Source organism: Nonomuraea cypriaca (assembly GCF_015645445.1).
Classification (GTDB): domain Bacteria; phylum Actinomycetota; class Actinomycetes; order Streptosporangiales; family Streptosporangiaceae; genus Nonomuraea; species Nonomuraea cypriaca.
The window spans coordinates 1-19,969 of the sequence record NZ_JADOGI010000030.1 but is presented as its reverse complement, the minus strand read 5'-3'; the positions used below and the strand labels follow the sequence as shown (position 1 = coordinate 19,969).

15 protein-coding genes are annotated in these 19,969 nt (G+C 70.9%); 9 read left to right on the top strand and 6 right to left on the bottom strand.

All coding sequences use genetic code 11. The features are described 5' to 3' along the window. Genes ITP53_RS12740 through ITP53_RS12715 form a run of 6 tightly spaced genes read left to right on the top strand, consistent with a single transcriptional unit; the run spans position 1 to position 6,520 of the window. Positions 1–771, top strand: coding sequence for an ATP-binding cassette domain-containing protein (locus tag ITP53_RS12740; RefSeq protein WP_195895572.1), 771 nt, complete (start codon positions 1–3; stop codon positions 769–771). After that, positions 768–2,000: a sugar ABC transporter permease gene (locus ITP53_RS12735; RefSeq protein WP_207755900.1), complete on the top strand. Its 1,233-nt coding sequence runs from the start codon at positions 768–770 to the stop codon at positions 1,998–2,000. The genes ITP53_RS12740 and ITP53_RS12735 overlap by 4 nt, the downstream gene beginning before the upstream one ends. Further along, positions 2,000–3,478, top strand: a complete 1,479-nt coding sequence (locus ITP53_RS12730) for an FGGY-family carbohydrate kinase (RefSeq protein WP_195895571.1) — start codon at positions 2,000–2,002, stop codon at positions 3,476–3,478. Before ITP53_RS12735 ends, ITP53_RS12730 begins: the two co-directional genes overlap by 1 nt. Beyond that, positions 3,475–4,896 (top strand): FGGY-family carbohydrate kinase, encoded by a 1,422-nt coding sequence (locus ITP53_RS12725; RefSeq protein WP_195895570.1) that lies wholly within the window; start codon positions 3,475–3,477, stop codon positions 4,894–4,896. The genes ITP53_RS12730 and ITP53_RS12725 overlap by 4 nt, the downstream gene beginning before the upstream one ends. Further along, the gene (locus ITP53_RS12720) at positions 4,893–5,504 is read left to right on the top strand and encodes a histidine phosphatase family protein (RefSeq protein WP_195895569.1); all 612 of its coding nucleotides are present in this window, start codon (positions 4,893–4,895) and stop codon (positions 5,502–5,504) included. Before ITP53_RS12725 ends, ITP53_RS12720 begins: the two co-directional genes overlap by 4 nt. After that, positions 5,501–6,520, top strand: a complete 1,020-nt coding sequence (locus ITP53_RS12715; protein WP_195895568.1) for a 2-hydroxyacid dehydrogenase — start codon at positions 5,501–5,503, stop codon at positions 6,518–6,520. The genes ITP53_RS12720 and ITP53_RS12715 overlap by 4 nt, the downstream gene beginning before the upstream one ends. A 113-nt stretch (positions 6,521–6,633) precedes the next feature. Here ITP53_RS12715 and ITP53_RS12710 read toward each other — a convergent pair whose 3' ends face one another. The 4 genes from ITP53_RS12710 to ITP53_RS12695 all read right to left on the bottom strand — a co-directional run bounded on the left by ITP53_RS12710 (position 6,634) and on the right by ITP53_RS12695 (position 12,271). Further along, positions 6,634–7,398, bottom strand: a complete 765-nt coding sequence (locus ITP53_RS12710; protein WP_195895567.1) for an AMP-binding protein — start codon at positions 7,396–7,398, stop codon at positions 6,634–6,636. Positions 7,399–7,998: 600 nt separating this feature from the next. Beyond that, positions 7,999–10,356, bottom strand: a complete 2,358-nt coding sequence (locus ITP53_RS12705) for an ATP-binding protein (protein WP_195895566.1) — start codon at positions 10,354–10,356, stop codon at positions 7,999–8,001. Between the two features lie 70 nt (positions 10,357–10,426). Beyond that, positions 10,427–11,875, bottom strand: a complete 1,449-nt coding sequence (locus ITP53_RS12700) for a penicillin-binding transpeptidase domain-containing protein (RefSeq protein WP_195895565.1) — start codon at positions 11,873–11,875, stop codon at positions 10,427–10,429. 36 nt (positions 11,876–11,911) lie between these two features. Beyond that, positions 11,912–12,271, bottom strand: a complete 360-nt coding sequence (locus tag ITP53_RS12695; protein ID WP_195895564.1) for a MerR family transcriptional regulator — start codon at positions 12,269–12,271, stop codon at positions 11,912–11,914. A 116-nt stretch (positions 12,272–12,387) separates the two neighbouring features. On the opposite strand from ITP53_RS12695, the gene ITP53_RS12690 reads away from it, so the two are divergent. Next, positions 12,388–13,311, top strand: a complete 924-nt coding sequence (locus tag ITP53_RS12690) for an aldo/keto reductase (RefSeq protein WP_195895563.1) — start codon at positions 12,388–12,390, stop codon at positions 13,309–13,311. Positions 13,312–13,371: 60 nt separating this feature from the next. Here ITP53_RS12690 and ITP53_RS12685 read toward each other — a convergent pair whose 3' ends face one another. Further along, positions 13,372–14,010 carry a TetR family transcriptional regulator gene (locus ITP53_RS12685; RefSeq protein WP_195895562.1) on the bottom strand — a complete coding sequence of 213 codons (639 nt, stop codon included), beginning with the start codon at positions 14,008–14,010 and terminating at the stop codon, positions 13,372–13,374. Between the two features lie 77 nt (positions 14,011–14,087). Continuing rightward, the gene (locus ITP53_RS12680) at positions 14,088–14,984 is read right to left on the bottom strand and encodes a coiled-coil domain-containing protein (RefSeq protein WP_195895561.1); all 897 of its coding nucleotides are present in this window, start codon (positions 14,982–14,984) and stop codon (positions 14,088–14,090) included. Positions 14,985–15,150: 166 nt separating this feature from the next. On the opposite strand from ITP53_RS12680, the gene ITP53_RS12675 reads away from it, so the two are divergent. Beyond that, positions 15,151–18,222 (top strand): M14 family metallopeptidase, encoded by a 3,072-nt coding sequence (locus ITP53_RS12675; RefSeq protein WP_195895560.1) that lies wholly within the window; start codon positions 15,151–15,153, stop codon positions 18,220–18,222. Between the two features lie 107 nt (positions 18,223–18,329). Then, positions 18,330–19,763: an aldehyde dehydrogenase gene (locus ITP53_RS12670; RefSeq protein WP_195895559.1), complete on the top strand. Its 1,434-nt coding sequence runs from the start codon at positions 18,330–18,332 to the stop codon at positions 19,761–19,763. Positions 19,764–19,969: the final 206 nt, after the last annotated feature.

Below are 19,969 nucleotides of genomic sequence, written 5' to 3'. Positions count from 1 at the left end.
ATGACCGTCCTGTCCCTGCGCGGGATCAGCAAGACCTTCGGCGCGGTGGCCGCGCTCACCGACATCGAGCTCGACGTCGCCGCCGGCCAGGTCGTCGCCGTGGTGGGAGACAACGGCGCGGGCAAGTCGACGCTGGTGAAGATCCTCTCGGGCGTCCACCCGCAGGACTCGGGCACGATCACGTTCGAGGGCGACCAGGTCGAGATCCCGACCCCGGCCGCCGCGCACAAGCTCGGCATCGCCACCGTCTTCCAGGACCTGGCGCTCTGCGAGAACCTCAACGTGATCCAGAACCTGTTCCTCGGCCAGGAGATCCGCCCGCTGCGGCTGAACGACGTGGCCATGGAGACCCGCTCGTGGGAGCTGCTCCGCCAGCTCTCCGCCAAGATCCCGAGCGTACGGGTGCCGGTGGCGGCGCTGTCCGGCGGCCAGCGGCAGACCGTGGCCATCGCCAGGTCGCTGCTCGGCGACCCGAAGGTCATCATCCTCGACGAGCCCACCGCCGCGCTCGGCGTGGCACAGACGGCCGAGGTGCTCAACCTGGTCGAGCGGCTGCGCGAGAACGGTCTGGGCGTCATCATGATCAGCCACAACATGGCCGACGTGAAGGCCGTCGCCGACACCGTCGCGGTGCTGCGGCTCGGCCGCAACAACGGCGTGTTCCCCGTGGCCGACGTCTCCACCGAGGACATCATCGCCGCCATCACGGGAGCCACCGACAACGCGGTCTCCCAGCGCCAGGCGCGCCGCAAGGAAGGGCTCCCGTCGTGACCGTGACCGCCGACCGCCAGGACGAACGGCTGAAGCAAGTCGGCAAGGGCATCCGCCACGCCCTCGCCGACGTGGTCGAACGCTCCCGCGGCGGCGACCTGGGCGTCATCCCGGTCGTCGTCGGGATCGTCGTCATCTGGACGGTGCTGCAGATCCTCAACCCGATCTTCCTGTCCAGCGCGAACCTGGTGAACCTCACACTGGAGTCGGCCGCCGTCGGCGTCATCGCGCTCGGCATCGTGTGCGTGCTGCTGGTGGGCCAGATCGACCTGTCCGTCGGCTCGGTGAGCGGGCTGTCGGGAGCGGTGCTCGCGGTGCTGTTCGTGGGTCAGGGGCTGCCGGTCTGGCTGGCGGTCCTGGCCTCCGTCGTCATGGGCGCGGTCATCGGCTGGTTGTACGGGCAGCTGTTCAACCGGTTCGGGGTGCCGAGCTTCGTGATCACGCTGGCCGGCCTGCTGGCCTTCCTCGGGCTCCAGCTGTACGTGCTGGGCACCAAAGGGTCGATCAACCTGCCCTTCGACTCGGGGCTGGTGAACTTCGCGCAGCTCGACTTCGTACCGGCCTGGTTGTCGTACACGTTCGCGGTCGTCGCCGCGCTCTGGTTGTTCGCCAGCGGGTTCCTGCACGCGCGGGAGCGGCGGCGGGCAGGGCTGTCGGCGCGGAGCATGTCCGTGCTGGTGGCCAGGAGCGTGGCGCTGCTGGTGGTGCTGGCGTTCGTGGTCTGGTATCTCGGCCAGACGCGGGGCGTGGGCTGGATGTTCGTCTTCTTCGTGGCGCTGGTGCTGATCATGCACTATCTGCTGTCGCGGACGAAGTGGGGCCGGGCGGTCTACGCGGTCGGCGGCAACGTGGAGGCCGCGCGCCGGGCGGGCATCAACGTCAAGGCCATCTACACCTCGGTGTTCGTGTTGTGCTCGACGTTCGCGGCGGTCGGCGGCATCCTGGCCGCGGCTCGGCTGGCGGCGGCCAACCAGAGCAGCGGCTCGGGCGACGTCAACCTCAACGCCATCGCGGCGGCCGTGATCGGCGGGACGAGCCTGTTCGGCGGGCGCGGCACGGCGTTCGGCGCGCTGCTCGGGATCATCGTGATCCAGTCGATCTCCAGCGGTCTGACGCTGCTCAACCTGGACTCCTCCATCAGGTTCGTGGTCACCGGCGTCGTCCTGCTGCTCGCGGTCGTCGTCGACTCCGTGTCGCGCCGGTCCAGGACCTCCCATGGCAGGGCCTGATGGCGATCATCTGCGTGGACGCGGGGACCACGGTCATCAAGGCGGTCAGGTACGACTCCTCGGGCGCCGAGGCGGCCGTGGCCCGGCGGGAGACCGCCGTGTCCAGGCCCGCGCCCGGCCACGCCGAGCAGGACATGACCGCGGTCTGGGACGCGGTCGCCGCCACCGTACGCGAGGTCGCGGGCCGTCTCGGGGGTGACGTCGAGTTCGTGGCCGTGACGGCCCAGGGCGACGGCTGCTGGCTGGTCGACGGGAACGGCGAGCCGACCGGCCCCGCGATCCTCTGGAACGACGCCAGGGCCGCCGCGACGGTCGACGCCTGGAACCGCTCCGGGCTCGCCGCGGCGGCCTTCCGCCGCAACGGCTCGTCGGCCGCGTCCGGGCTGCCGCACGCGATCCTGACGTGGCTGCGCGCGCACGATCCGGCCCGGCTCGACCGGTCCCATGCCAACCTGACCTGCGGCGGCTGGATCTTCTCCCGGCTCACCGGGGAGCTGGTGGCCGAGGAGTCCGACGCCTCCGCGCCGTTCATGGACCTGCGGGCGCGGGCGTACTCTCCTGAGCTGCTCGCCATGTTCGGTCTGGAGTGGGCCGAGCGGCTGCTGCCCCCGGCCCGCTCGTGCCCCGTCGCCGAGCTGACCGCAGGGGCCGCCGCGACCCTGGGCCTGCCCGCGGGGACGCCGGTCGTGATGGCCCCGTACGACATCGCGGCGACGGCCCTCGGCGCGGGAGCGGTACGCGCCGGGCAGGCGTGCGGCATCCTCGGCACCACGTTGTGCACCGAGGTGCTCGTCGATTCCCCCGGCCTGGACGGCGAGCCGACCGGCGTCACCATCGCGCTGCCCGGCGGCTACCTGCGGGCCTTCCCGACGTTCGCCGGCACGGAGGTCGTGCAGTGGACGTGCCGGCTGCTGGGCCTGCGCAATCCCGCCGAGCTGGGTGAGCTGGCGCTGCTGAGCACGCCCGGCGCGGGCGGTCTGACGTTCCTGCCCTACCTGTCGCCCGCCGGTGAGCGGGCGCCCTTCTCCGACCCGCTCGCGCGGGGGGCGATGCTCGGGATGTCGTTCGAGCACAGTCGCGAGGACGTCGCGCGGGCGGCGCTGGAAGGGCTCACGATGGTCATCCGCGACTGCCTGGCGGCCACTGGGGCGTCGCCGACCGAGTTGCGGGTGTGCGGGGGCGGCTCGGCCAGCTCCGCCTGGCTCGGGCTGATCGCCGACGTCACCGGCCTGCCCGTACGCCGTTCCGCCGACGCCGAGGTGGGGGCGCGGGGGGCGTACCTGGTGGGGCTGGCCGCCACGGGGGCCGCGCCGTCGATCGCCGAGGCCGCGGCCGGGCACGTATGCCTGCGCGACGCGGTCGAGCCTGACCCGGGCCGGCAGGCGTTCTACGACAAGCTGTTCGAGGATTTCCTCGCGTTGCGCGGGGCCGGCGCCGGGTCGTGGCCGCTGCTCGCCGAGATGCGGGATCGTACATGAGCGTGTGGATCGGCGTGGATCTGGGGACGCAGAGCGTCCGGGCGATGGCCGTCACCGGGGACGGCCAGGTGCTCGGCACCGGCAGCCGGCCGCTGACCAGCCACCGTGACGGGCCGCGTCACGAACAGGACCCCGAGCAGTGGTGGCGCGAGCTGGCCGCGGCCACCGGTGACGCGCTGCGTGACGTGCCGCCGGAGCGGGTCGCGGGCGTGGCGGTGTGCGCGACCTCTGGAACGATCCTCCTGGCCGACGCCGGCGGCCGCGCCCTGACCCGGGCGCTCATGTACGACGACAGGCGCGCGGACGCCGGGCGGGTCAACGCGGCTGGCGGGCACGTGTGGGAGCGGCTCGGCTACCGGCGCATGCAGCCCAACTGGGCGCTGCCGAAGCTGTTGTGGCTGCTCAGGGACGCTCCGGCGGGCGCGCGGGCGGTTCATCAGAGCGACTTCGTCAACCGCCGCCTGACCGGGCACGAGGTGGCCACCGACCTGAGCAACGCGCTCAAGACCGGCGTGGACCTGATCGACGAGCGCTGGCCGCTGGACGTGTTCGAGGCGCTCGGGGTGCCGCTCGGGATGCTCCCCGACGTGGTCAGGCCCGGCACCCGGCTCGGCACGGTGTGCGCGAGGGCCGCCGCCGAGACCGGACTCCCCGAGGGCACCCCGGTGATCGCCGGAACCACGGACGGCTGCGCCGCCCAGCTCGGCGCGGGCGCCCTGCGGCCGGGGAGCTGGAACTCGGTGCTGGGCACGACGCTGGTGCTGAAGGGCGTGACCAAGGAGCTGATCCACGACCCGCTGGGAGTCGTGTACTCGCACCGCGCCCCGGACGGCTCGTGGCTGCCCGGCGGCGCGTCCAGCACGGGCGCGGGCGCACTGACGCGCGACCTCCCCGGCCGCGACCTCGACACCCTGAGCGAACAGGCCGCCGCCCGGCGTCTTCCGCACGCTGTCACCTATCCGCTGGTGTCGCGGGGGGAGCGGTTTCCGTTCGACGCGCCCGGGGCCGAGGGGTTCACGCTCGGGGAGCCGGCCGACGACGTCGAGCGTTACGCGGCGATCCTGCTCGGCGCGGCGTTCATCGAGCGGCTCTGCTTCGACTACCTCGACCTGCTCGGCGCCCCCGTGAACGGCGAGATCATCCTGACCGGCGGCGCGACGCGGAGCGCGTACTGGAACCAGCTCCGGGCGGACGTCCTGGGACGTCCCGTGACGCTTCGGGAGAACGCCGAGCCCGCCCTGGGCATGGCCGTGCTGGCGGCGGGCGACCCCGGCGAGATGATCAGGACCCGCGCGATCGTCGAGCCGACGGGAGCCGATCTGACCGAGCCGTACCTGCGTTTCACCGATGAGCTTGAGCGGCGCGGCTGGCTCGACGCGACCGCCGCACTCCACGCCCGCGAGAGGACCGCCCGATGACCGACCTCGTCCTGGTTCGCCACGGTGAGACCGTCTGGCACGCCGAGAACCGCTACGCCGGGCTCAGCGATGTCGAGCTGACCCCGCGCGGCCACGACCAGGCCGCCCTGCTGGCGGAATGGGCGGCCACCGCCGGCCTGTCGGCCGTGTGGGCCTCCACGCTGAGCCGCGCCAGGATCACCGCGACGGCCGCCGCGGCCAAGGCGGGCGTGCCCCTCCAGGTCGACGCCCGGCTGGTCGAGCTGGACTTCGGCGAGGGAGACGGCCTGACCTCGAAGGAGATGGCCGAGCGGTTCCCCGAGGCGCGCGCGGCCTTCGAGGCCGACCCCGCCGCACACCCGCTGCCGGGCGGCGAGGACCCGTACGCGGCCGCCGGCCGGTTCACGGACGCGTTGCACGACATCGCCGCGCGGTGCGACGGGCGCGTCCTCGTGGTGGCCCACACGACCGCCATCAGGCTGGCCCTGTGCCGGCTCATCGGCGTGCCGCTCGGCGAATACCGCCGGCTGTTCCCGCGCCTGGACAACTGCGCCCTGACGGAGCTGCGCGTGGGTGCCGGGCGGGCCGCGATGTTGCAGTACAACTCCCCGATTGGAGCCGTTCGTTGACCATCCGAGTGCTTGCCGCAGGCGACCACTTCGTCCTGAACCGCCTGCTCACCGACGCGCTCAGGCGCGAGGTGCCGGGCGAGGTGGACATCCGCGAGCTGACGCTGCCGTGGCCGGTGGAGCCGTTCGGCCGGGTGGGCGAGGTGGACGAGGCCTCAGACGTGGAGGACGAGCTGATCGAGGCGCTGCGCGGCGTCGAGGTCTGCGTGACCCAGATGGCCCCCTTGACCGAGCGGGTCCTTTCCGCCTCCCCCGGCCTGCGGTTGTTCTGTGTGAGCCGGGGCGGGCCGGTCAACGCCAACCTGGAGGCGGCCACGCGGGCGGGGGTGGCGGTGACGTACGCGCCCGGCCGCAACGCGGTGGCCACCGCCGAGCACACGCTCGCCATGCTGCTGGCCGCCACCCGCAGGATCCCGCAGACGAACGCCGACCTGACCGGCGGCGTGTGGCGCGGCGACTACTACATGTACGACAACGTCGGCCCCGAACTGGACGACAGCACGGTCGGCCTGGTCGGCTACGGCGCGATCGGCCGCCGTGTGGCCCGCATGCTGACCGGTTTCGGCGCGACCGTGCTGACCCACGACCCGTATGTGGACGTCCCCGGCCGGGTGGACCTCGGCGAGCTGCTCGAACGCTCCCGCTTCGTCTCGCTGCACGCCCGCGCCACCCCCGAGACCACCGGCATGATCGGCGCCGCGGAGATCGCGTCCATGCCCGCGGGCTCGGTCCTGGTCAACTGCGCGCGGGGGGCGCTGCTCGACTACGACGCGCTCTGCGACGCGCTCGACTCCGGCCACCTGTTCGGCGCCGCGCTGGACGTCTTCCCCGAGGAGCCCATCCCGCCGGGTTCGCGCCTGCTCACGACCGCCAACCTAGTGATGACCCCGCACCTGGCCGGGGCCAGCAAGGAGACGGCGATGAAGGCGGCCTCGATCGTGGCCGGGGACGTGGCCCGCTACGTGCGCGGCGAACCCCTCGCCCACTGCGCCAACCCCGCCCTCACCAGCCCCTGAGCCCACCACGCGCCCCGTGGAGGGGCATCCCGTGAAGGCCCATCCCGTGGAGGCCCATCCGTGGAGCGCCCTGATTCCCTGAGCGCCGGGCTGGGCGCTGGGTGAGTTGGGGTTCACGTTCGCTGGAGGGTGCCGTCCTGGCCGGTGGAGACGGTGACGCTGAAGTCGTGGCTGGTGCCGGGGAGGTCGCCGCCGTCCGAGACGACCACCAGCGCCCCCTTCGACACGCCGAGCCCCACCAGGGCGAGCAGGTCGCAGTTGGGCGGCCAGGTGACCAGCACCACGTCGGACTCGGACAGCCGCACCGGGCAGTCGAGCTCCGCCATCCTGCCCAGCAGGTCGGAGTGCGACAGGCAGCGGCCGTCTGCCAGCAGGAGCGCGTCCTGGTGCTTGGCGTCCAGCGCGGGCAACGCGGTCGGCTCCAGCGTCAGCAGGCTGCGGAAGTCGATCGTGTCCGGCGCCGCGCCCAGCGAGATGACCTGACGCACCCGTGACGCGTCGGCCGCCAGACCCGCCACCTCCGCCAGGTCCGGCGTGGTGATCAGAGTACGCGCGTCGCACTCGCGCAACCACGCGGCCACCTCGTGCGCCCCGAGTGCCGGATCGATCGGCGCCGCCACCCCACCGGCGGCCAGCACCGTGTGCACCGCGACCGTCTGCGCGCCCGCGGTCGAAACGTGTACGCCCACCACCTGATCCCGCCTGGCCCCCCTCCGAACCAGCCCGGAGGCCGCCCTGGTCACCTCGGTCACCAGCCGGCGATAGCCGTAGACGTGACCGCCGCGCAGATCGATGAGCGCCGGACGATCACCGCGCTCGTAGGCCCGGCGGAACACCTCGTGGATCACGGTCCCGGTGGACGAGGCGGTGGGGTTCATGCCCGCCAACGTACGGCCGTCACAACCGCCACAACATCCACCGATGTATGTATGCGGGTATGCATTCGGAGTGGGCGGGCCCGAGCCCTGCGCGGCTCGAGCCCGCTGTCACACGCCAAACGAACCCCCACCCCTCCGAGGGGGCTCTGTCGAACGTGTGACGTTCTCCAACGCGGGGGCATGCCCCCCGCGACCCCCCCATCAAAGTCAAAGGCTTGGAAGAGGCTTTTGTCTTTGCGGCGAGCTGGCGCTCGCCGCCTTGTGGTGCGATGAGCAAGCTCATAGCACCACAAGCGATCCCCCCGCGGCGTGCCCCCCGCGACCCCCCAAAGTCAAAGGCTTGGAAGAGGCTTCTTGTTTCGCAGGAAGCGAGCTTCCTGCGCTTGGAAGAGGCTGTCGCCCTTCCAAGGGGGTGCGGGTGCTGTTGTAGGGCTTCTTTTTGCCTGCCGGCGTCGGCAGGCGGTGGAGGGGCTTTAGGGCTTGCTGGAAAGGACGGTTGCGACAGAAACGGTAAAGGCGGGCTCGGGGGTGGCGCATGCGTTGGGATGGCCATTCTGAGGTGTACGTGGGGGCTCGGGTGAATGTGTAGAGAGGTGGGGATTAGCGGTTGGCGATTAGCCAGGCGGCTATTTGGGTGCGGGTGGAGAAGCCTAGTTTGGAGAGGATGTTGGCTACGTGGCGGGCGGCTGTGGCGGGGCTGATGATGAGTTCGTCGGCTATGGCGCGGTTGCTCAGGCCTCTGGCTACCAGTTCGGCTATCTCGCGTTCTCTGGGCGTCAGGCGGCTTTCCTGGGTTGCTGGGAGTGTTGGTGTTGGTTGTGGGGGGAGGTCTGGGAGGGTGCCGTCCAGGGCGCAGGAGACTGCTTGGTCGGCGGTCATGGATGTGCCCTCGGACCACAGCACGGCTACCACTGCTTCGCCCAGTCTGGAGCGGGCGGGGCGTAGCAGCTCCTCGGTTCGGGCGTCCGGGCGGCGGTGGCGCAGCGCCACCGAGGCGGCGGTCAGCAGGACCGCGTGCCGATGGTCGCCCTCGGCCGCCAGCAGACTCGCCCACGCCTCCAGCCGCCTGGCGATGCCGGTCCTCAGGCCCGCGTCGCGGCTGAGCAGCAGCGCCTTGGTGAGCTTGGCCCTGGCCTCCACCAGGTCGCCCTCGTCGAGCGCCACGCCGCCGAGCCCCGCGAGACAGCTCGCGATCTGCTGCCTGGGGTCCGCGTGCCGGACCAGGCGCAGGCCCGACTCGTAGTGCCGCCTGGCGGTCGGGAGGTCGCCCGTCCTCCTGGCGATCGTGGCCAGGCCGATGTGGCTGAACGCCTGGCCGTAGTGGTTGTCGAGCTCCTCGCTGATCGACAGGACCGCCTCGAACGCGCGCCGCGCCTCGTGCAGACGGCCCTGGCTCAGGCCGAAGCTGGCCCTGCTGCCCTGGGCCAGCGCCTCCAGGATGAGGTCGCCGGACCGCCTCGCCGTGTCCAGTGCGTCGGACAGGAGGTCCTGCTCGCCGGTGAGGCCGGCCAGGGCGATCGTGCCGATGGCCTCGCCGTACACATCGCCCGCGGCCGTGCACATGTCGAGTCCGGTGCGCACGCATCGGACGGCCGGCTCCAGGTCGCCCGCCTCCTGCGCCAGCTCGCCGCGCAGGATCATGGCCTGGCCGCGCAACCCCGGTGGCACGAGCGGCGCGTCGAGGGCGAGCAGCCGGTCGAGGCGTTCGGCCATGTCGGGCTTGCGCCCGCCGATCAGCAGGAAGCGGATGTCGGTCAGCAGGCCGAGGGCCGTCTCCGGCAGGCCGATCGAGACCGACCAGTCGCAGGCCGCGCCGATCTCGGCCCTGAGACCGTCGAAGAGATTGATGTAGCGCTCGAACACCCGCCACGACGTGCGCGTCCCCGGTGCCAGCGCCTCCCTGAACCCCGCCGCCATCCTCGCCAGCGCCTCCAGGTGCCTGCACCGTAGCTCGGGCTCCTCACCGGACGCCGCCAGCTGTTCGAGCGCGTAGTCGCGTACGGTCTCCAGCAACCGGTAGCGCGCCTGCCCGGCGATCTCGCCGTCGAGGGCCACCAGCGACTTGTCGACCAGGTCGCAGAGCCGTGGCAGCACCTCCTCCTCGGGCAGCCCGGGGCCGGAGCAGACCTCTTCTGCCAGGTCGAGCGTCCACGAGGAGCGGAACGCGGCCGTCCGCCGCAGCAGCAGCCGCTCCTGCGAGGTGAGCAGCCGGTAGCTCCAGTCGACCGTCGCCCGGAGCGTACGATGCCGCGCCGGCGCCGTACGGGCTCCACCCGCCAGCAGCCTGAACCGGTCGTCGAGCCGCTCCACGAGCTGCCCCACGGACAGCACCCGGACCATGGCGGCGGCCAGCTCGATCGCCAGCGGCAGCCCGTCGAGCGCCTGACACAGCTCCACCACCAGCGGCCGTGTCTCCTCGGTCGGCTCGAAACCGGGCCTGGCGGCCGCCGCCCTGGCCACGAACAGCCGGACGGCCTCGCTCTCCGCCCCGTCCACCGACAGCGGCGGCACCCGCCACACCGTCTCGCCCTCCACCCGCAGCGGCTCGCGGCTGGTGGCCAGGATGGTCAGCCCGGGGCACCGGCCCAGCAGGGCACGGCACAGCTCCGCGCACTCGCCGATCACCTGCTCGCAGTTGTCGAGCAGCAGGAGCACGCGCCGGCCGCCGATCGTCTCGGCCAGGTCGCCGGCGATGCCGAGCTCGGCGGCGACGTGCCCGCCGAGCTCGCCCTTCTCCAGGTCGGCCAGCTCGACCAGGTAGACGCCGCCCGGGTGATCCGGGGCGATCCTGGCGGCCAGCCGCAGCGCGAGCCGGGTCTTCCCGATGCCGCCGGCCCCGCACAGGGTCACGGCGCGGGAGACGGTCATCAGGTGAACGAGCTCGTCCATGTCCGACTCTCGGCCCACGAACATGTTCGGCTCGGCCGGCAGGTTGCGGAAATCGGCAGGTCGCAGCATCACAGTGAGTGTGTCACCAACTACGGCCCGCGCCCAGACACATTTCAGTGCGCGCCACCCGTCACGCAGTTCACGACAGGGCGGCCTCGATGACCGCCCGCGCGATGGGCGCCGCCGCGTAGGCCCGGTCGCCGGGATGCTCCAGGACGACGCCCACCGCCACCTCCGGCGTGCCGGCCGGCGCGAAGGCGGTGACGGCGGCGTGGTCCTCCACGCCGGGGACGTTCGCCGTCGGAGCGGTCTTGGCCGCCACCTCCATGCCGGGGATCGCCGCCGCCGTCCCCGTGCCGCCCGCGTGCGTCACCGTGGTCATCATCGCCGCCAGGTACTTCGCCAGCGCCGGGGACACGGCCGTGCGGTACGGCGTGGGGTCGGCGCGGTCGATGACCGAGCCGTCCGGCAGGCGTACGTCCGCCACCAGGTACGGCCGCATCAGCACCCCGTCGTTGGCCACGGCCGCCGACAGCATGGCGATCATCAGCGGGGTGGCCCGGTTGTCGTGCTGCCCGATGGCCGACAGGGCGGTCTGCGACCTGTCCATGGCCTGCGGATACCGGCTCGGCGTCGTGGCCAGCGGAATGGTCAGGTTCGCGGCGTTGAAGCCGAACGCCTCCGCCTGGTCCCGCAGGAGGTCCTGCCCGAGTTGCAGCCCGATGCCGGCGAACGCCGTGTCGCACGAGACCTGGAACGCGTACGCGAGCGTGGGCCGTACGATTCCGCACCCGTCCCCCCGCAGGTACGTGCCCGTCCCTGGGAGCTGCAGCCGGGCCGGGGCGTCCACCGGGGCCGACGGCGTGTACTCGCGGGAGGACAGCGCCGCGGCCGTCGTGACCAGCTTGAACGTGGACCCGGGCGGATAGAGCCGGTGCAGCGCCCGGTTCAGCAGGGGCCGCGACGGGTCCTGCCCCAGCCGCCGGTACGCCTCCGCGAGCGCGGGCCGGTCGAAGGTGCTCAGGGCGTTCGGGTCGTACGACGGGTACGTGGCCAGCGCCAGGATCGCCCCGGTCGCCGGATCGAGGGCTACCGCCGCCCCCGGGACGCCCGTCGTCTTGAGCCCCTGGTAGGCGGCCCACTGCACGCGCTCGCTGATCGTCAGCCGGACGTCGGCCCCCTGCTCGGCCCCGTCCCCGACCAGCGAGCGCACCTTCACCTTGGCGTCCTCGCCGGACAGCACCGCCTCACGCGCCTGCTCGATCCCGGCGGACCGGTGCAGCGACAGATACCCAGTGATCGGGGCATACACCTCGCCATCCCGATAAATCCGCTTATACAGGTACGGCCCGCCACTCGTGAGCCGGCTGCCGGCGACCGCCGTGCCCTCGTACGTGAGGATCTCGCCCCGCGGATGGTCGAACCTCGCGATCAGCGGCCGCTCGTTCCTGCGGTCGGCGTTCAGCGCGTGCGAGTCGAACGCCTGGACCAGCGTGATGTGGGCCAGCAGGACGAACAGCAGCACCGCGCAGAGCTGAGCCACGCGGCGCAGCGCGACGTTGAACCGCCTCGCCCTCGATCCGGCCATGGATCTTGGTTTACCGGCCGGACCGCAAAGGCCGGGCTAGAGGATGCTGCGGTAGAAGGAAATCTTGTTATGGATGTAGCGCTGGCGCTCGGCGAGGTTCTCGATCTGGGCGTGGACGTGCTGGTCGTGCTCCTCCAGCAGCTTGATCCGGTCGGGGATCGTGTCGTCGCCCGCGCGTACGAGCTCGGCGAAGCGCAGCATCTGGGCGATCGGCATCCCGGTGTCGCGCAGGCAGCGAAGCGTGCCGAGCCAGCCGATGTCCTCCTCGCTGAACCTCCGCTGTCCCGCCGCGTTGCGTCCGACGCGCTCCAGCAGGCCGATCTTCTCGTAGTAACGCAGGGTGTCGAGGCTGAATCCGCTCTCCTCGACCGCCTCCGCAGGTGTGTACACGCTCACGAAGGCAAGGATCCCACCTGGAGCGCACTCCAGGTCAACCGCCCGCCCGTTTCGAACACCAGCGCCATCGGAAAAGTCCTTGACATGGAGTGCGCTCCAGCTCTCAAAGTCAGGCCATGAACATCGCACTCGGCACCATTCCGTTCGGCACCGGCGTCGATCTGAAGGACACGTTCGCCATCCTGGACCGCTTCCACGAGGCCGGGGGCACCATGCTGGACACGGCCAACAACTACCCGTTCTGGGAGGCGGGCCGCTCGGGCGACGAGAGCGAGCTGGCCATCGGCGCGTGGCTGGCCGCCCGCGGCAACCGGGACGAGATCTTCATCAGCACCAAGGCCGGCGGCCGGCCCACGGTCTCCGGCGACACCTCGCTCGACTCGGCCGAGGGGCTGTCCGCCCCCGCCGTCGCGCGGGCCGCGGAAGGGAGCCTGCGCAGGCTGGGCACCGACCGCATCGACCTGTACTGGTCGCACGTCGAAGACCGCGCGGTGCCGCTCGAGGAGACCTTGGGGGCGTTCGACGGGCTGGTCGAGAAGGGCAAGGTCGCCCGTCTGGGCGCCGGCAACATGGCGACCTGGCGGCTCGAACGCGCTCGTGGCATCGCGGCCGCCCGGGGCTGGACGCCGTACACGTACGTGCAGCTGCGTCACACGTATCTGCGGCCCCGGCCGCACACCAAGCTGCCGGAGATGGGTCACACGCTGGCCTCCGACGAGACGCTCGACTACCTCGCCGCCGAGCCTGACTTGACGTTGTGGGCGTACAACACGCTGATGTTCGGGGCGTACACGCGTCCCGACCGGCCGATCCCGGACATCTACCACCATCCGGGCACGACGCGCCGCCTCGCCGCCCTCCGCGAGGTGGCCGGGGAGCTGTCCGCCACCCCGAACCAGGTCGTGCTGGCCTGGCTCATGGCCGACGGCGTCGTGCCGATCGTCGGAGTCTCCACGATGGCGCAGCTGGAGGAGGCCATCGGGGCGGCCGACCTGAAGCTGGACACGGAGTCGCGTACCCGCCTGGACGCCACCTCCTGACCCGCCTCCTGACCGTCTCATGGGCACCCACCCGCCGGCTCGGGGGCGCGGGGGGTGGCGTCAGGGGAGGTGGTCGGAGAGGTAGCGGCGGATGAGTCGCTTGCACTCGGCGACCAGCGCCGGGTCACCGCGCGGATCCCCGCGGAAGGCCAGTTTGAGCACCGCGTCCGTGGCCTCGACGGCGACCAGGACCGCACGGTCGAGCTCCGGCCGCGCGGGCGCGTCCAGGCGCTCGAGCAAGAGGACACGCAGCCGGTCGGCCACCACGGCGCTGTTGTCGTGTGACCCGTCGAGCGAGTGCTTCGTGCCCGCGACGGGACCCCCGCCGGGCGCGGTGAGCACCTCGCCGAAGTCCATGACCGCGAACCCGGGCGTCGTGCGTTTCATGTCGACGAACTCGTCGATCGCCAGGTCGACCAGGTCGGTCCAGTGCGTGGGGTCGGCCGCGGCGACACGTTTGGTGATCCGCTCGAGGAAGGCGTCGAGGTTGCGCAGCGCCAGCGCCCGCACCAGCCCCAGCTTGTCGTGGAAGAACTGGTAGAACGTGCCGATCGGCACCTCGGCCCGCCGCGCGACCTCCTTGGTGGTCAGTGCTTCGTAACCCACCTCGTCGAGCAGGAGCGCGCACTCGTCGAGCATCCGCTCCACTCGCTCGGCACTGCGACGCTGGGCGGGACGGCGGCGCAAGGTACTCGTCATGCCCTCATCCTTGCCTATTACCACCTGGTAGCGGGAGCCGCTCGCGCTCCGCTTAACCTGAGCCGAACTCGCCTGGCTCAGAACACCGACACGTGGACGTGGTCGTAGTGGTTGGCGGTCACGCCGCCCCGGTTGGACATGGGGTCCCAGCCGCCGCCCGACCGGATGTCGTAGTAGCGCTGCTTCCAGATGATGTACATCACGCCCAGCCTGGCGCCGTTCTTGATGAGGAACTCGGCCAGGGCGTCACCGCGGTCGGCGTCGGCGCCGGAGGCCATGGTGCCGCCGCCGGACATCATGAAGTCGCAGGCCCGGCCCTTGCCGTGCTCGCCGGGGTCGCCTGGGCGCAGGCAGCCGACGCCGTACTTCATGGGGAAGTTCTGCATGATCTCGGCGCGTACGGAGATCATCCGCGGGGTCAGGCCCTCGGAGCCACCGGGCTGCTGGAAGCCGTACTTGGCGAGCAGGCGCTCGATCTCGCGCCGCTTGCCCTGCATGGTCTTGATCTCCTTGCGCAGCTTCTCGATCTTGTCGTTGGCCTCGACCTTGGCCTCTTTGGACTTCTCGATCAGCTTCTTGACCCGCTTGACGCGCTCGGTGCGCTCGTTGGCCATGGCGTTCATGCTCGCGGCCTGCCCCAGCATCTTGTACGGATCGACGTCGGGACTGATGAGCCGGAAGCTGTCGAGGGGGCCCGCCATGTAGGCCGTCTGGGCGATCCGGCCCACCTCGGCCTCCGCGGCCTCGAGTTGCGCCTGGAGGTCGCCCGAAGTGTCGGTGGCCTTCTTCGCCTGGATCCTGACCTCCTCCAGGCTCTGGATCTGGCCGCGGTAGAGGTCGTTGAGCTTGGCCGCCTGCTTGGTGAGTTTGCGCAGCTCAGCGGGCGAGGGATCGGCCGCGGCCGGCTGTGGCGGCTGGAGGCCGAGCAGTCCGACGAGAACGGCGGCAAGAAGGGCAAACCGCCAGATTCTCACGCCCGTCCCCTCCCCTCATAGACGGACCGAAACTATAGAAGATGATCTTCATATCTGTCATCCGAACGACCGAACTGCTGCACCTTTGGCGAGTTTTCTAGGGGTTTGTCCGCAATAAGGAGGAGCTAAAGATTGGGTCTTGTATAGATCGCTCCAAAGGTCTGAGATGTCGATCGAACTCGTCTCTGCGAAGGGGCAGACCGTGTCTCATCGAACATCTCGAACATCGGCCCTCGCCGCCGCCGTGATCCTCGGCTTAGGCACCTCCCTCGTGGCCGTCGCCACCGAAGCCACCGCCGACCCGTTGCCGCCAGGCGACCGGATCGAGCTCTACCAGATCGACAGCCCACCCGGCACCGCGCAGGCGCTCAGGGAGAAGGGCTTCGACGTCGTCCAGCACGAGAGGAACGGCGCCAAGGAGCACATCGAGCTGACCGCCGGCGCGGCCGGCCTGGCCGGGCTGAGGAAGCTCGGCCACGAGCCGGAGCCCGTACGCGATCCGCAGGGACAGACCCAGCTGGAGGCCGCGAGGACGCAGGCGGCGGGCGGGTACACCGTCTACAAGTCCTACTCCGAGCGCGGCGGCATCGCCGACCAGCTCAGGGCCATCGCGAACGCCAACAGGGACATCGTCGAACTGCAGTCGATCGGCAGGACGCTGAAGGGCCAGGACATCCTGGCCGCCAAGGTCACCACCGGCGCCAGGCTGCTGCCCGACGGCATCAAGCCCGCCACCCTCTACTCCGCCACGCAGCACGCCCGCGAGTGGATCGCCGCCGAGGTGGACATGCGGCTGCTGAAGTACGTGGTCGCGAACAGGTCGGCCCTGCGGGACCTGCTCAACAGGACCGAGCTGTGGTTCGTACCGGTCGCGAACCCCGACGGCTACGACTTCACGTTCACCGAGGGCAACCGCCTGTGGCGCAAGAACCTGCGAGACGTCGACGGCGACGGGCAGATCACGATCGGCGACGGCGTCGACGTGAACAGGAACTTCCCGGCAAACTTCCACTACGACGAGGAAGGCTCGTCGAGCATCCCCAGCAGCGAGACCTACCGCGGCGCGGGACCGGCCAGCGAGCCGGAGACCAAGGCCATGGACGGCCTGCTCCGGCGGGTCGGCTTCGAGATGCAGCTCAACTACCACTCCTTCGGCCCGCTGTTGCTCTACCCGATCGGCGTGCAGATCGCCACGGAGACGGCGGACAACCCGATCTACGAGGCGCTGACCGGCGACGACGCCAACCCGGCCATCCCGGGCTTCGACCCGGACCTCGGCGCCGAGCTGTACACCACGAACGGCGACACCAACGACCAGGCGCACTCCAGGTACGGCACGCTGTCGTGGACGCCCGAGCTCAACGAGGGCTGCGACGGCTGCGGCTTCGTCTTCCCCGACGACGAGGCGCTGGTCCAGGCGGAGTTCGAGCGGGGGCAGCCGTTCGCGCTCGACGTGGCCAGGTCGGCGGTCAACCCGGTCGAGCCGGTGAGCCATCTCGGCAACAAGACCCCCGACTTCGTGCCCGACCCGTTCGAGGTCAGCCACGGCAAGAACCAGGTCGTCCAGGTCAACGCCAAGCGCAAGCTGGGCCCGGTGTTCCTGAACTACCAGGTCAACGGCGGCCGTACCAAGGTCGCGCTGACCAGCGAGTGGAAGGGCGGCGAGCGCTACGGCAAGGGCTACGACCGCTACTACCACCGGCTGCGCGGCAAGATCACCGGCACCGGACCGGGCGACCGGGTCAAGGTCTGGTTCAGCTCGATCGGCAGGAAGAGCGCGGACTTCACCTACACTGTGGCGACCGACATCGGCGGCAAGGTCCTGGTGCTGGCCACCGAGGACGTCACCGGCCTCAGCCCGGCGCAGGGCGTGAGCGAGGCTCAGTACGCCGACGAGTACGCCGCGGCACTCCAGGCGGCCGGCTACAGCTCCGACGTCTACGACATGGACAAGATGGGCCGCACGGCCCCGCACCCGCTCGGCGTGCTCAGCCACTACAAGGCCGTGGTCTGGGAGACCGGCGACGACGTCATCCCGAGGTCCGCAGGACAGGCGCCCGGCACCACGTCCAAGGGCGGCGTCGACACCGAACTCGCGGTCCGCGACTACCTGAACGAGGGCGGCAAGCTCCTGCACGCCGGCAAGTACCCGTCGTACGCGGCCAACGGCAACGGCCTGTACTTCTACGAGCCCGACCAGCCGGAGAACCCCGAGTGCACAGTGGATGACGACCCGCCGTGCATCCCGGTGTTCAACGACTTCCAGCAGTACTGGCTGGGCGCCTACGTCTACTTCGACGACGCGGGCACCGACCACGACACCGGGCAGCCGTTCGCGCTGCAGGGCGGCGGCGGCAGGTTCGAGGGCTTCGACGCCACGCTGGAGCCTGCCCACACCAACTCGTTCGTGGCGACCTCGGCCATCCTGCCCGCCGAGCAGTTCCCGCTGTTCGCGAGCTCGGCCCAGGTCAAGTGGGTACGCCCGGGCGGCCCGTTCGACCCGCACACCGGCTCATGGGACGTCTACAGCGGCATCGCCGACGTCTCGTGGAAGCGGCTGACCAAGACCATCGACCTGACCGGCAGGACCGGCGGCGACCTGTCGTTCTGGACCTCGTACGACACCGAGGCCAACTGGGACTACCTGACGGTCGAGGCGCGGACGGCGGGCGGCGACGACTGGACCACGCTGCCGGACGCCAACGGGCACACCACCCAGGAGACCGGGGACAGCTGCCAGACGGCGAACAGCGGCGGCTGGCGCGAGATCCACCCGTTCACACAGCGCTACCAGGGCGTGAACTGCGAGCCGACCGGCACCTCCGGCTCCTGGCACGCCGCCTCGGGCAACTCGGCCGGCTGGCAGCAGTGGAAGGTCGACCTGAGCGCGTACGCGGGCGAGCAGGTCGAGATCTCCGTCTCCTACATCAGCGACTGGGCCACCCAGGGCGCGGGCGTCTTCCTCGACGACTTCGCGGTCACGCTGGACGGCGCGGTGGCCGAGGAGACCTCGTTCGAGTCGGATCTGGGCGGCTGGGCCGTCGGTACGCCGCCCGAGGGCACCTCACCGTCGATCAACGACTGGTTCCGCACCGACCAGGTCTTCGAGGAAGGCGGCGGCATCGTCACCAAGGACACCGTCTACCTGGGGTTCGGCGCTGAGAGCGTGACCGATCAGGCCACGCGTACCGACCTGATCAAGAGATCCATGCGACACCTCATCGGCGACTCCCGCTGAGGCCGGAGAGGGGTGCGGCGCTCGTGCCGCACCCCTCTTGCGTGTCCGGACAGAACATGGTTCGGTCACGTAGAGGCAGACCTCAAGTCCAGCAGGAGGCTCACGACATGCGCCAGCACGACAAGCTGTTCATCGGGGGCGAATGGGTGGCCCCAGCGGGCACCGCGACCATCGACGTCATCTCCCCGCACACCGAGGAGATCGTCGGCCGGGTGCCCGAGGGCACTGCCGCGGACATGGAACGCGCGGTCGCGGTGGCCAGGGAGGCGTTCGACCACGGGCCGTGGCCGCGGATGACGTTCGCCGAGCGGGCCGAGGTGATCGGCAGGCTGGCCGCGATCTACAACGAGCGGCAGGGCGAGATGGCGAGCCTCATCACGGAGGAGATGGGCTCCCCCATCACCTTCTCCAACCTCGCGCAGGCGCCGCAGCCGCTCGGCATGCTGCAGTACTACGCCGAGCTGGGCAAGTCGTTCGAGCAGGAGGAACAGCGTCCCGGGCTGTTCGGCCCGCTCACCGTGCGCAGGGAGCCCGTGGGCGTGGTGGCGGCCGTGGTCCCGTGGAACGTGCCGCAGTTCGTCACCATGACGAAGGTCGCGCCTGCGCTGCTGACCGGGTGCACGATCGTGCTCAAGCCGGCGCCGGAGACGCCGCTGGACGCGTACCTGCTGGCGGAGTGGGCGGCCGAGGCCGGGGTTCCGGCGGGCGTGCTCAACATCGTGGTCGCCGGGCGCGAGGTGGGCGAGCACCTGATCTCGCACCCAGGCGTGGACAAAGTGGCCTTCACCGGCTCGACCGCGGCGGGCCGGCGCATCGCGGCCATCTGCGGCGAGCAGCTCAAGCGCGTCAGCCTGGAGCTGGGCGGCAAGTCGGCCGCGATCATCCTGGACGACGCCGACCTGGCCGCCGGCATGGGCTTCCTGGCCATGGCGTCCCTCATGAACAACGGCCAGGCGTGCGTGGCGCAGACCCGCATCCTGGCCTCGCGCAACCGCTACGACGAGGTCGTCGAGGCGGTCACCGGCATGGTCAACTCCCAGCCCGTCGGCGACCCCGCCGACCCGGCGACCGGCATCGGCCCGCTGGTGGCCAGGCGGCAGCAGGAGCGGGTCGAGGGCTACATCAAGATCGGCATGGACGAGGGCGCCAAGGTCGTGGCCGGCGGCCTGGACCGGCCGTACGACCGCGGCTGGTACGTCTCGCCCACCGTCTTCGCCGGCGTCACCAACGACATGCGCATCGCCCGCGAGGAGATCTTCGGCCCGGTCCTGGCCGTGATCCCGTACGACGACGAGGCCGACGCCGTACGCATCGCGAACGACAGCGACTACGGCCTGGCCGGGACGGTGTGGACGGGCGACACCGAGCGCGGCATGGACGTGGCCCGCCAGGTCCGCACCGGCACCTACGGCGTCAACTGCTTCATGCTGGAGACCAACGCGCCCTTCGGCGGTTACAAGGCCAGCGGCATCGGCCGCGAACTCGGCCCCGAGGGCCTCAACGGCTACCTCGAGTACAAAACCATCGCAACGCTCGGCTGAGACTTGGCCCCTCCCTCGGGGGGGCTTCGTCCCCCGAGCGCCCCCCATCAAAATCAAACCCAAACCCCGACACACCCTTACGGGGGCTCCGCCCCTGGTTTTGGGGCCCCGCGCACGCGCGGCTCCCTCAGGGGCTCCGCCCCCGAGACCCCCGAAAACCCAACCCCAACAACCCCTTACGGGGGCTGCGCCCTTGGTTTTGGGGC